Raw genomic sequence first — 12,523 nt, forward strand, 5'->3', positions numbered from 1 at the left:
TGTCAATTTAGCGTGGAAATTATATGATTTTCAAGAACCCATTTAACTTAAGTGGTTGATATGAGCATTCTGTGGCCTTCAATATCCAAACGACGGAAGTTCACACCATAAGCCGCAGACAGATTGGCCGGCGTTAGTACCGCATCACGAGCACCACTGGCAAGCAGCTTCCCGCGTTTGAGGAGCCAGGCCTTGTGCGCATGACGTAAGGTGTGATTAAGGTCATGGCTGCTCATTACAATCGCGATGCCCTGCAAACACAACTGACCCAGCATCCGGTCCAGTGCATTTTGTTGCGCCACGTCCAGGCTGTTCATCGGCTCATCCAGCAGCAAAAGCTGGCCGAATGGATTCGCTTGTGGGCAAATCTGCAGGATAACCGCAGCCAGGCGCACGCGCTGCCACTCACCGCCAGAGAGCTGATTCACGCTGCGTCCCAGCTTATCCCCAAGCCCAAGCGCATCGGCGACTTCCTGTAACAGATCGGTGCGTGTTTTATCGGGTTGATGCAGCGTCAGAAAATGCCAGACCGGCATCGCAAACGGCGGGTTTTGCTGTTGCGCAAGATAAGCGCGATATTGCGCCAGCTTTGCTGCCGGCCATTCATCCAATGACACATCACCAAAGGTGATGCTGCCCTTGCCGGTCGTCAGCCCCGCCATTCGCGCCAACAGTGTGCTCTTTCCTGCGCCGTTAGGTCCCACTAAATGCAGGATCTCCCCTGCTTTTATCTCACCAGAAAGTGGGCCGAGTCGGGTCGATTCTGCTACGTCCTGTAGCTGCATCAATCGAGACATTAGTTTGCCAGCGCCGTCTTGATGGATTGCACCAGAACAGGATCCTCAGGCGTCATATCGGGTGAAAATCGTTGCAGTACCTGACCATCCCGACCCACTAAAAACTTCTCGAAATTCCACAGAATATCGTCCGGGTAGAGCGGCGCCCGACCTTTACTCGCCATACGCTCATAGAATCCACTATCCGCAGGCGCAACGGCGGTTGGCGCGGCATCAATCAGTTTCTGATACAGCGGATGGCGTCCCTCGCCGTTGACCTCAATTTTGCTGAACATCGGGAAGGTAACGCCCCAGGTGGTACTGCAGTACGTTTTTATTTCCTCTTCACTGCCCGGCTCCTGGCCCAGAAACTGGTTGCAGGGGAACCCAAGAACGGTAAAGCCCTGCTGATGCCAGGCTTTCTGCAGATTCTCCAGTTGCTCATATTGCGGCGTTAGCCCACATTTTGAAGCAACGTTGACGATTAACAGCACATTTCCGGCATACGGCTGCAGTGAGGTCACCTCGCCGTCGATGGTCGTCACGTCTGTATCGAGGATAGTGTTTTGCATAGCATCTCCAGAACAACAGGTGGATTTTAGTTTTTAATCATAGACCGAATCAACGCGTTCTAGCGCGCGGCTTTTAACAATAGCCAGATAAATACCGGTGCGCCCATGGTGGCCGTCACCACGCCAATTGGCAGCTCAGCCGAGGCCAGCACCAGACGCGCGACAACATCAGCCAACAGTAATACGATAGCGCCAGCCAACGCGCAGCCCGGCAGTAACACGCGATGATCGGTTAAGCCGCACAGCCGCAGAATATGTGGGATCACAAGCCCAATAAAGCCAATCGCTCCCGCCAGAGCCACGCTTACGCCAACCATCCAGCCCGTGGCGACCACCAGCAGGTTGCGCCAGAACCATAATGGCAATCCCAACTGACGTGCAGAAGTCTCCCCCAGCGCCAGCATATTCATCGGCTGCGACTGACAGCAGATCCACACCAGCACTGGAATCAACGCCACCATGAGCCAGGCCTGATGCCAGTCAACGCCACCAAAGCCCCCCATCATCCAGTACATTAGCTGTCGCAAATCAAAAGAAGTGGAGAAGTAGATGGCCCATGTCATCAGCGCGCTACAGATAATGCCCAGCGCCACCCCCGCCAACAGCAGACGGCTGGTAGACAAATGACGGCGGGCAAAACGGAGCAGAATAAGCGTGATAATCAGCGCCCCAGCGATGGCGCATAAGCCCAACGCCCAGCCGGGGAGCTGCCCCTGCCCCAGCAGCACCGCGGCGATGAGCCCGACGCCCGCGCCATTAGACACGCCCAGTAATCCAGGCTCTGCGAGCGGGTTTTCAAAGAGAGCTTGCATCACTGCGCCAGATAAGGCCAACGCAGCACCTACCAGCAAAACGGCGAGGGTACGGGGAAATCGGATTTGCCAGACGAACAGATCGCCGCGGGCGCTGAACCAGTCGCCGGGGGCGATCCACTGTTCTCCTGCGCATAAGCTAATCACGAGCATGACCAATAGCAACAGCGATAAAGTGCCTAACCAGTATCGGTCTCGCCGACGTTGTAATTGTGCAAAAGGTTGCATGTTTATACTTTTTTTATGGGTTATCTCATTAATTTTACGATGAAAGCAAAAAACATGGAAGGAAGGTCTACCGCAAATGAGGCAATGGCCCAAAACAGCATGAACCTTAGACTTTTGCCTAATGCAATGCTGGCAGCAATACCAGGTAGTCGCTGTCATTATTAATATCGTTCCTGAGATTAAATAAATAACCACAACCGGACAGAATGTCCGGTTGCAGAAGTTTTGTGTGATTGTCTTCTCATCAATACGTAAATATATTGTGTAGTCTTCGTATCATCATAACACCCTCAGGAATTATCTTATGGATATAATTCTTTCGCTTATTGCCGGTGCAATTATTGGTTTCATATTTACATTAATAAAACTACCCATTCCAGCCCCTACTGTCTGGCCTGGTGTATTTGGTATCATCGGTGTACTTAGTGGTAATCAGATCTTTAACTATTTATTCAACAAATAAATTCATTCACCAAAAAAAATTAACGTATAGACAAAATAAACTTATTACATGGACCTCTCATCACATTCATGAAAAGTGAGGATTAGATGCCCTGTCGTTACAAAAAACAGCGTCTTCGCTATATTTTAACACTACTCAAAAAACAAGGAAGTGTAAAAATATCATCTCTTGTTAAGGTACTTGATGTTACGGAAAGAACACTCCGCCGCGACATCAATGACCTTGTAAAAACAGGACATGTCCGCTCATGCTATGGAGGTGCTGTATATAATCACGACAATGCATTCCCATTATATGAGAACAACTCTCTTTATTTGCACCAAAACATCATCATTAACCAATCAAAGATCGAACGAGAAATATCAATGAACGAAAACAATGGTAAAGTTTACATTCTGGGTTCATTTAACACCGACTTAGTCTATCGGCTTCACCGCTTTCCTATTTCAGGGGAAACCACGCGCGCGCTTTTTTCCTGTTGTTTACCCGGAGGGAAAGGCAGCAACCAGGCGATAGCATCCGCACAAGCCAATGCTCGCACTTATTTTACAGTCAAATTAGGTGAAGATGAGTTTTCAACCAAAGCCCAGCATTTTTTAAATGGCGTAGGATTAGAAAAACTAACCATCTTTACCAAAAATGATGCACCAACCGGCAGTGCCGTAGTGATGATATCCGAAGAGGCTGGCGATAATATAATCGTTATTAATCCAGGGGCTAATCAGGAAATAACGAGTGAAGAAATTATATCCTGTTATGACGAGATAGGCACCGCCAATGTTTTTTTGACGCAGATGGAAAACAATCCTGACGCTACAGCTCAAGCTATTAAGTTCGCACATGCCGCCGGGGTGATGACAATCCTGAATCCAGCGCCATGGCGCAAGGAGGTGACAGACCTTCTCCGCTGGACACACATCCTAACCCCAAACCTCACAGAAGCAGAGGCGATAATTGGCAAGGCTATTCGTACGCCAGACGATATTCGTCAGGCCGCCGAAACCATGCACCAAATGGGACCACAATATATTCTAATTACGTTAGGCAAAGATGGGTGCTGGTTATTTGATGGATCTACACACCAACAGTTCCCGGCATATCCCGCCGTTAATATTGATACATCCGGCGCCGGTGATGCATTTAATGGTGCACTCGCGGCACGACTTGCCTGTGGAGAAAATATTGCCAACGCAATTCATTACGCCTGTGTATTTGCAGCACTGGCCGTAGAGCGTGAAGGTGCAGCCAACATGCCATCCCATGAACTCGTATTAAAACGATTAGTTTGTACTAAATACTGATATTAATCCACCACCAAAATAGGGATATAAAATGAAAAAAATCGCCTTCGGGGCTTTATTATCGTGCGTAGCTTTTTCCTCATTAGCTGAACAACAATACGGCTGGGGAAATATACATTTTGACTATCAATCCTGGGATGCCGGTGTTAAAGACCTCGAATATGAACAAGCCTTAATTGGTATTGAGGGAGGTATTGGTTTTGATTGGGGTGAAATGTACGGTTTTTATGATTTTGAAAATATCCTAGACGACGAGGGAAATCAGGGGCAGACTGCGAATGGTGAAATCCATACCTACCTCTGGAAAACGGGTGCCAGCCTATTTACAAAAGTCTATAATTCGCAAAGTCCCAATTTTAAAGAGACGAATCAATTTATTGGGCTTGGCTATACCGACCTGAAAGGCGATGGATGGTGGTTTAAACCCTGGATTGCTCGTCAGTACATTACCGCACACAGTAATTTTGGCCCAGCTTATGATATTAATGGACTCAATGGTTTCTCAATTGGATGGAACGCTGGTTATGCTTTCAATCTTCTCAATCAGGACTTCTTACTGTCCAATTGGAATGAAATAGAACTTGACCGTAATGATGACTATACCGCTAACAATCATGGTAGCAATGGTTTAAACGGCGGTCTGAATATTACCTGGAAAATCATGCCTCATATATCCACCACATTAATGTATCGATACTTCTATAACAAACTTGGTGCGGATGGATATGGCGATATTCTCATTTATCGACTGGCCTACGACTTCTAACTTAAGGAACATTAACGATGTTAAGTATCCACTGGCCTGAATTAACTTCAGCGCAGCGTATTGCCTTAATTACGCCACCTAAGCATGGAAAAGTGCCTATCATTATTGACAGCGATACCTACAATGAAATTGACGATCAGATGGCCATTGCCTGGGCATTCTTACACCCGGAGCGCCTCGATCTGCAAGCTGTTTACGCCGCTCCGTTTACCAACCACTATTTTGGTAAAGAGGGCTCGCACACATATGTTGACGATCCCGCAGTAGGCATGCAACTGAGCGTCGATGAGATCTATCGCGTATTTAACAAACTCCCCCGCCGCGAAAACATACCGCAAATATTCCAGGGTTCAACACGCTATCTGAAAGATAGCAATCAGCCGGAGATGTCAGCTGCAGTAAAGGATTTGATTAACCGGGCAAGAACGGCTGAGCAAACATTACATGTACTCGCAATCGCCGCGCCGACCAATATCGCTAACGCACTGCTCCTCGCGCCGGACATCGTCACAAAGATTCATGTCATCTGGCTTGGGGGTAACAGTTATGCCTGGAAAGATAATCATGAATTCAACCTGATGCAGGACATTGCGGCGAGTCGGGTACTTTTTGATAGCGGCGTAGCGCTCACCCAAATCCCCTGCTTTGGCGTGGCTAACACTATGGCCTCATCGGTCCCAGAGATGCAGCACTATTTTGCAGAGACCAGCCGCATTGGTAGCTACTTTGCTGAAATTGCCCCGCGATGCCCCTGGATTGGTTTTGCATCCCGCAAAGTCATTTGGGATATCACTACGGTTGGCTATGTCCTGAATCCTGACTGGTTCACCTGTGAATACCGTACATCCCCTTTGATCAATGACAATCTGAGCTGGAGTTTTGATAACCGCCGTCACGTCATTCAGGTCGCAAAATTTATTGAGCGGGATGCTCTCTTTAAAGATCTTTTCCGTAGCATCATTGATGCCGATGAGGGATAAACCATGCAGATACTCATCGTCATACTTGGCATTGTTGTCCTGTTACTCGTTGCCTGGCTATGTTCAGAAAATCGCAAAGCTATCCGGTTTCGCACCGTTGGCGGCGCCTTTGCAATCCAGGCTCTTTTTGCTGCATTTATCCTGTATGTCCCCTTAGGGGAAAAAATCTTACTCGCCATATCAAACAGTCTGTCAGGCATGCTGAACTATTCGTCGGAAGGGATTAACTTTCTCTTCGGTAATCTCGGACAGTTCAAAATGGGGTTTGTATTTGCCGTGCATGTTCTGCCGATTATCATTTTTATGTCGGCATTGTTCTCCGTGCTGTACTACCTGGGCATCATGCAGTGGATTATCCGTCTCATCGGTACGGGTATCCATAAACTGCTGCGCACCAGCCCCGCAGAATCCATGGCTGCAACGGCCAATATTTTTGCGGGCAATACTGACGTCTTCGTCCTGATGAAGCCTTATGCGCCACGCATGACGCGCTCAGAACTGTTTGCCCTCATGACAGGTGGTGTGGCCTCTATCGCAGGCTCAGTGCTGGTTGGCTATGCCAGTATGGGGATCGAAATTCGCTATCTGGTAGCCGCCTCTTTTATGTCAGCACCAGGCGGTCTGTTAATGGCGAAAATGCTGTTTCCAGAAACGGAACCCGAAAACACTGCCGACGTGTCAGGCGATATGCTTGGTCAAGATGAAAAGCCTATCAACATCGTTGAAGCGGCGACAAATGGCGCGACTATCGGGCTGAAGCTCGCCGCTAACGTGGGGGCAATGCTTCTGGCACTGATTGCATTAATTGCTATGGTGAACGGCTTGTTGGGCTGGTTTTGTAGCTTTTTCGGCTATGGTAACGTCACGCTACAATTTATCTTTAGTTACCTCTTTGCTCCGGTTGCCTGGCTGTTGGGCATTCCCGCTAACGAAGTCTTGCAAATTGGCAGCCTGTTAGGTCAAAAATTGGTGTTGAATGAGTTCGTCGCGTATACCAGCTTTATTCCAATGAAAGACCAACTGTCGGAATATTCGCAGATAATAACGATCATGGCGCTGGCTGGGTTTGCCAATTTGTCCTCTCCTGCCGCATTGATTGGCGTACTGGGGGGGATTGTGCCGGGGAAAAAAAGTTTCATTGCTAAAATGGGGCTTAAAGTGATCCTGGCGGGCACGTTGTCTAACCTGCTGAGCGCAGCACTGACCGGGCTGTTTTTCCTTCTGGCCCACTAAGAAAAAAGGCCGCATTCGCGGCCTTTTTAGTTAGTTCAGATTACTCTTCTTTCGGCGTTGCGTTTTCAACCCGGCTTTTTAACTTCTGTCCGGGTCTGAAGGTCACCACGCGCCGTGCTGTAATGGGAATATCTTCGCCCGTTTTCGGATTACGGCCCGGACGTTGATTCTTATCACGCAGATCGAAGTTACCAAAACCAGAGAGTTTTACCTGCTCACCATTTTCCAGAGCACGACGGATCTCTTCGAAAAACAGCTCGACCAGTTCTTTGGCATCCCGCTTGCTAAGCCCAAGCTTATCAAACAGATATTCTGACATTTCAGCTTTTGTAAGCGCCATAGGTTCAATCCCTCAATGATGCCTGGAATCGCTCTTTTAATGCCTCTACACATTTGGCGACGGTAGCGGCAATCTCCTCTTCTTCAAGTGTACGGCTGGTATCCTGAAGGATCAGGCTGATAGCGAGGCTCTTATAACCCTCCGCAACACCCTTACCGCGGTACACGTCAAACAAGTTTACGCCAACTACCTGATTTACGCCAACTTTCTTACATTCGGATAAAATATCCGCAGCGGGAACGTTTTCTGCCACAACGACCGCGATGTCGCGACGGTTCGCCGGGAAGCGAGAAACTTCACGCGCCTGAGGCACCACGCGGTCTGCGAGCTTGTTCCACTCCAGTTCAAACACCAGAGTGCGACCGTTCAGATCCAGTTTACGTTCAAGTTCAGGATGAACAACCCCAATGAAACCAATGCGTTCACCTTTCAGATAAATCGCCGCAGACTGCCCCGGATGCAGTGCTGGATTCGCTTCAGCTTTGAATTGAATATCCGCCAGCTTGCCGGTCAGGTCGAGAACCGCTTCCAGATCGCCTTTCAGATCATAGAAATCAACGGTCTCTTTTGCCAGATTCCAGTGTTCATCATGACGGTTACCGCAGATCGCGCCCGCCAGCATCAGATCCTGACGGATCCCGAGATTAGCCTGCGTGTCCGGTACGAAACGTAAACCCGTTTCGAAAATACGCACGCGGTTTTGCTGACGATTCTGGTTGTACACTACCGTAGACAGCAAGCCGGTCCACAGGGATAAACGCATTGCCGACATATCAATCGAGATTGGGCTTGGCAGCAACAGCGCTTCTTCACCCGGGTGCAGCAGCGCCTGGACTTTCGGGTCGACAAAGCTGTAGGTAATAACTTCCTGGTAGCCTTTGTCATTCAGCATGGTTTTTACGCGTTTCAGCGACAAATCCGCTTCACGATGCGTACCCATGATAAGACCCGCCTGAATTGGCGTATTCGGGATATTGTCATAACCGTATACACGGGCGACTTCTTCGACCAGGTCTTCTTCGATCTCCATATCGAAACGCCAGCTCGGCGCTACCGCTTTCCACTCATCTTGCCCTTCCGTGACATCACAACCCAGACGGCGCAGAATATCGCTCACCTGCTCATCTGCAATATGGTGTCCGATCAGACGATCCAGTTTGCTACGGCGAAGCGTAATGGTTGCGCGTTTTGGCAGCGAGGCTTCGTTCGTCACGTCAATGATTGGACCCGCTTCGCCGCCGCAGATATCAATCAGCAGGCGCGTAGCACGTTCCATGGCTTTATGTTGCAGCGCCGGATCGACACCACGCTCATAGCGGTGAGAGGCATCGGTGTGCAGACCGTGACGACGCGCGCGACCGGTAATAGACAGCGGGCTGAAGAACGCGCATTCCAGCAGGACGTTTTGCGTTTCATCATTCACACCGGAGTGCTCGCCACCAAAGATGCCGCCCATTGCCAGCGCTTTGTTATGGTCCGCAATCACCAGCGTATCCGCATTCAGCTTCGCTTCACTGCCGTCCAGCAATACCAGGGTTTCACCTTCTTTTGCCATGCGGACAACAATCCCGCCTTCAATGCGGTCTTTGTCGAATGCGTGCATCGGCTGGCCCAATTCGAGCAGCACATAGTTAGTCACGTCAACCACGGCATCGATCGAGCGGATGCCGCAACGACGCAGTTTTTCTTTCATCCACAGCGGGGTTGGCGCTTTAACGTTAATGCCTTTCACCACGCGGCCCAAATAGCGTGGGCAGGCTTCCACCGCGTCGACCTGAATCGGCAGGACGTCGTTAATGGTTGCGGCTACTGGCGCTATTTCCGGCTCAACCAGAGGGGCTTTGTTCAGTACAGCAACGTCACGTGCTACACCGATAATGCCTAAGCAGTCGGCGCGGTTCGGAGTGACGCTGATTTCGATAGTATTATCGTCAAGTTTCAGGTATTCACGGATATCGGTACCAATTGGTGCATCGACAGGCAGTTCGATAATACCGTTGTGATCGTCGGAAATACCCAGCTCGGAGAACGAGCACAGCATGCCTTCAGACGGTTCACCGCGCAGTTTCGCGGCTTTGATTTTGAAATCGCCCGGCAGAACGGCACCAACGGTTGCTACAGCCACCTTCAGCCCTTGACGGCAGTTTGGCGCACCGCAGACGATATCCAGCAGGCGGTCGCCGCAGACATTCACCTTGGTGACGCGCAGTTTGTCAGCGTTAGGATGCTGAGCGCACTCAACCACTTCACCCACTACAACGCCGTTGAACGCGCCAGAAACAGGATCCACACCGTCAACTTCCAGACCCGCCATCGTGATTTGGTTTGACAACGCATCGCTATCAATAGCCGGGTTTACCCATTCGCGTAACCACAGTTCACTGAATTTCATTGTTTTATCCTGCCTTTATTTAAACTGTTTGAGGAAACGCAGATCGTTTTCGAAGAAAGAACGCAGATCGGTTACGCCGTAACGCAGCATGGTCAGACGCTCCATACCCATACCGAATGCAAAGCCAGAGTAGATTTCCGGATCGATACCGACGTTACGCAGCACATTCGGATGAACCATTCCGCAACCCAATACTTCCAGCCATTTGCCATTTTTACCCATCACATCGACTTCCGCAGAAGGTTCGGTGAACGGGAAGTAGGAAGGACGGAAACGAACCTGCAGGTCTTCTTCAAAGAAGTTGCGCAGGAAATCGTGCAGCGTGCCTTTCAGGTTGGTGAAGTTGATGTTGGTATCAACAATCAGCCCTTCCATCTGATGGAACATTGGGGTGTGCGTCTGATCGTAGTCGTTACGATATACGCGGCCCGGAGCGATAATACGGATCGGCGGCTGTTTTTCTTTCATGGTGCGGATCTGCACGCCGGAAGTCTGCGTGCGCAGCAGACGCGTCGCATCAAACCAGAAAGTGTCGTGGTCAGCGCGCGCCGGGTGATGGCCAGGAATGTTCAGCGCATCGAAGTTATGATAATCATCTTCGATTTCCGGACCGGTCGCCACGGTAAAGCCCAGCTCACCAAAGAAACTTTCAATGCGATCGATAGTCCGCGTTACCGGATGCAAACCGCCGTTTTCGATACGACGCCCAGGCAAGGAGATATCGATCGTTTCTTCAGCCAGACGAGCATTCAGCGCGGCATTTTCTAATTCGGCTTTACGCGCGTTCAGCGCTTGCTGAACCTGCTCTTTGGCTTCGTTTATCACCGCACCTGCTGCCGGGCGCTCTTCTGCCGGCAGTTCACGCAGGGTAGTCATCTGAAGGGTCAGGTGCCCTTTCTTGCCCAAATATTCGACGCGGACATTGTCTAACGCGGCAACATCTGAAGCCTGGTTAATGGCGGCCGTTGCACTGGCAACCAGCTCTGCGAGATGTGACATGGTTTTCCTCGTTATGTTGCGATATTCACTAGTCGCTCGTATATACACAAAATCATTCTGGCTGAGTCAAGGCAGCAGTAAAGCGCTAATCCTCAGGAGCGTACACAAGTACGAGACTGGGGGAAGCGACTGCAGCCAACGCAGAGGCAGCCTGAAGGATAACGTGTATAAAAAAAGCCTCCACCAGGGAGGCTTTTAGGCGCTGTTTTCCGTTTCTTCTTTCACGCGCAAGCCTCCTGAGTTCAGGTGCTAAAGTAAAAGAAGAAGCGGAAAATAGCAGCATTCATGCTTGCGTTACCTTGTGTGGTAAAAACCGGACAACCTTTATTGAAAAGGCTTACGGATAAATTGTCAACCAATTGATTGCACTACAAATAAAAGAGAGGGAGCCAGGCTCCCTCTTTTCACCGGCTTATGCCAGAGCTGCTTTCGCTTTTTCGACCAGAGCGGTGAACGCTACTTTGTCGAATACTGCGATGTCAGCCAGGATCTTACGGTCGATTTCAACAGAGGCTTTTTTCAGGCCGTTGATGAATTTGCTGTAAGAAATACCGTTCTGACGTGCTGCTGCGTTGATACGCGCAATCCACAGTTGACGGAACTGACGCTTTTTCTGACGACGGTCACGATAAGCGTACTGACCAGCTTTGATAACAGCCTGGAAGGCAACGCGGTATACGCGAGAACGCGCACCGTAGTAGCCTTTAGCTTGTTTCAAAATTTTCTTGTGACGTGCACGGGCAACTACACCACGTTTTACGCGAGCCATATGTGCTCTCCTGTATCTATATTCTTAGTAAAAAAATTAATTAAACGTTAACGGCTTATGCGTACGGCAGGCACGCGATAACCAGACCCAGATCGCCTTTAGAAACGAGGCCTTTTGGACGCAGGTGACGTTTACGCTTAGTAGATTTTTTGGTCAGAATATGACGCAGGTTTGCGTGCTTACGCTTAAATCCACCACCACCGGTTTTTTTGAAGCGCTTAGCAGCACCGCGTACGGTCTTAATTTTTGGCATTTTAATAACTTCCACTTCGCATTGTTAATAAACGAAACGTAGGCGAACAACGGCTGTGGAACCCGTAGGCTCCACAGACATTGCTTCTTGAAGGCCTTACTGTTTCTTCTTAGGAGCGAGCACCATGATCATCTGGCGGCCTTCGATCTTCGTAGGGAAGGATTCGACTACTGCCAGTTCACTCAGATCGTCACGGACGCGGTTGAGCACTTCCATACCGATCTGTTGGTGGGCCATCTCACGACCGCGAAAACGCAGCGTGATCTTAGCCTTATCGCCATCTTCCAGAAAGCGTACCAGGCTGCGGAGTTTTACCTGGTAATCGCCATCGTCGGTGCCAGGACGGAATTTAATTTCCTTAACCTGGATAACTTTTTGCTTTTTCTTCTGTTCCTTAGAAGACTTACTCTTTTCATAAAGGAACTTGCCGTAGTCCATAATACGACAAACTGGCGGTTCGGCGTTAGGGCTGATTTCAACTAAATCTACTCCAGCTTCTTCAGCTTTTTCGATCGCTTCTCTCAGACTCACAATACCCAAAGCTTCGCCTTCCAGACCTGTTAAGCGAACTTCCAGGGCGCGAATCTCGCCATTGATACGATTCGGACGTGCCGTTTGAACTCGTTTTCCGCCTTTAAT

Annotated in this window: 15 protein-coding genes and 1 other annotated feature; of the genes, 5 read left to right on the forward strand and 10 right to left on the reverse strand. The window is 49.6% G+C overall.

Annotated features, from left to right (window positions below):
- Positions 1-47 precede the first annotated feature (47 nt).
- From btuD to btuC, 3 genes are read right to left on the reverse strand one after another with little or no spacing between them, the layout of a single operon-like run.
- Positions 48-797, reverse strand: coding sequence for a vitamin B12 ABC transporter ATP-binding protein BtuD (gene btuD / locus OGV65_RS05575; protein ID WP_047500298.1), 750 nt, complete (start codon positions 795-797; stop codon positions 48-50).
- Complete coding sequence (locus OGV65_RS05580; RefSeq protein WP_016156341.1) at positions 797-1,348, reverse strand: glutathione peroxidase; 552 nt, start codon at positions 1,346-1,348, stop codon at positions 797-799. The genes btuD and OGV65_RS05580 overlap by 1 nt, the downstream gene beginning before the upstream one ends.
- Before the next feature lie 59 nt (positions 1,349-1,407).
- Positions 1,408-2,388: a vitamin B12 ABC transporter permease BtuC gene (gene btuC, locus OGV65_RS05585; protein ID WP_032931198.1), complete on the reverse strand. Its 981-nt coding sequence runs from the start codon at positions 2,386-2,388 to the stop codon at positions 1,408-1,410.
- A 304-nt stretch (positions 2,389-2,692) separates the two neighbouring features.
- Here btuC and OGV65_RS05590 point away from each other — a divergent pair, with 304 nt between their 5' ends.
- The 5 genes from OGV65_RS05590 (at position 2,693) to OGV65_RS05610 (ending at position 7,131) form a co-directional block, all read left to right on the forward strand.
- Positions 2,693-2,851, forward strand: coding sequence for a DUF1427 family protein (locus tag OGV65_RS05590; protein WP_049268801.1), 159 nt, complete (start codon positions 2,693-2,695; stop codon positions 2,849-2,851).
- 86 nt (positions 2,852-2,937) lie between these two features.
- Positions 2,938-4,152 (forward strand): PfkB family carbohydrate kinase, encoded by a 1,215-nt coding sequence (locus OGV65_RS05595; protein ID WP_286454707.1) that lies wholly within the window; start codon positions 2,938-2,940, stop codon positions 4,150-4,152.
- Positions 4,153-4,183: 31 nt separating this feature from the next.
- Positions 4,184-4,918 (forward strand): outer membrane protein OmpK, encoded by a 735-nt coding sequence (locus tag OGV65_RS05600; RefSeq protein ID WP_016152869.1) that lies wholly within the window; start codon positions 4,184-4,186, stop codon positions 4,916-4,918.
- Between the two features lie 17 nt (positions 4,919-4,935).
- Positions 4,936-5,898, forward strand: a complete 963-nt coding sequence (locus OGV65_RS05605; RefSeq protein WP_286454708.1) for a nucleoside hydrolase — start codon at positions 4,936-4,938, stop codon at positions 5,896-5,898.
- A gap of 3 nt (positions 5,899-5,901) precedes the next feature.
- Positions 5,902-7,131 (forward strand): NupC/NupG family nucleoside CNT transporter, encoded by a 1,230-nt coding sequence (locus OGV65_RS05610; protein ID WP_016152867.1) that lies wholly within the window; start codon positions 5,902-5,904, stop codon positions 7,129-7,131.
- A 40-nt stretch (positions 7,132-7,171) separates the two neighbouring features.
- On the opposite strand, the gene ihfA is transcribed toward OGV65_RS05610, so the two are convergent.
- The 7 genes from ihfA to infC form a co-directional block, all read right to left on the reverse strand.
- Complete coding sequence (ihfA, locus tag OGV65_RS05615; protein WP_003030571.1) at positions 7,172-7,471, reverse strand: integration host factor subunit alpha; 300 nt, start codon at positions 7,469-7,471, stop codon at positions 7,172-7,174.
- Between the two features lie 4 nt (positions 7,472-7,475).
- The gene (gene pheT, locus OGV65_RS05620; RefSeq protein ID WP_286454709.1) at positions 7,476-9,863 is read right to left on the reverse strand and encodes a phenylalanine--tRNA ligase subunit beta; all 2,388 of its coding nucleotides are present in this window, start codon (positions 9,861-9,863) and stop codon (positions 7,476-7,478) included.
- A 15-nt stretch (positions 9,864-9,878) separates the two neighbouring features.
- Entirely contained in the window at positions 9,879-10,862 is a 984-nt protein-coding gene (gene pheS / locus OGV65_RS05625; RefSeq protein WP_016152865.1) for a phenylalanine--tRNA ligase subunit alpha, read from the reverse strand.
- A gap of 167 nt (positions 10,863-11,029) precedes the next feature.
- Positions 11,030-11,154, reverse strand: a sequence feature (Phe leader region).
- Positions 11,105-11,149 carry a pheST operon leader peptide PheM gene (pheM, locus tag OGV65_RS05630; protein ID WP_001386830.1) on the reverse strand — a complete coding sequence of 15 codons (45 nt, stop codon included), beginning with the start codon at positions 11,147-11,149 and terminating at the stop codon, positions 11,105-11,107. (Overlaps the previous feature by 45 nt.)
- A gap of 120 nt (positions 11,155-11,274) precedes the next feature.
- Positions 11,275-11,631, reverse strand: coding sequence for a 50S ribosomal protein L20 (rplT, locus tag OGV65_RS05635; RefSeq protein WP_003030578.1), 357 nt, complete (start codon positions 11,629-11,631; stop codon positions 11,275-11,277).
- Between the two features lie 55 nt (positions 11,632-11,686).
- Complete coding sequence (gene rpmI / locus OGV65_RS05640) at positions 11,687-11,884, reverse strand: 50S ribosomal protein L35 (protein ID WP_003030583.1); 198 nt, start codon at positions 11,882-11,884, stop codon at positions 11,687-11,689.
- A 96-nt stretch (positions 11,885-11,980) separates the two neighbouring features.
- Positions 11,981-12,523 carry a translation initiation factor IF-3 gene (gene infC / locus OGV65_RS05645; RefSeq protein ID WP_048997935.1) on the reverse strand — a complete coding sequence of 181 codons (543 nt, stop codon included), beginning with the start codon at positions 12,521-12,523 and terminating at the stop codon, positions 11,981-11,983.

Origin of the sequence: Citrobacter sp. Cb004, from assembly GCF_030337065.1 — a bacterium.
GTDB lineage: Bacteria > Pseudomonadota > Gammaproteobacteria > Enterobacterales > Enterobacteriaceae > Citrobacter > Citrobacter braakii.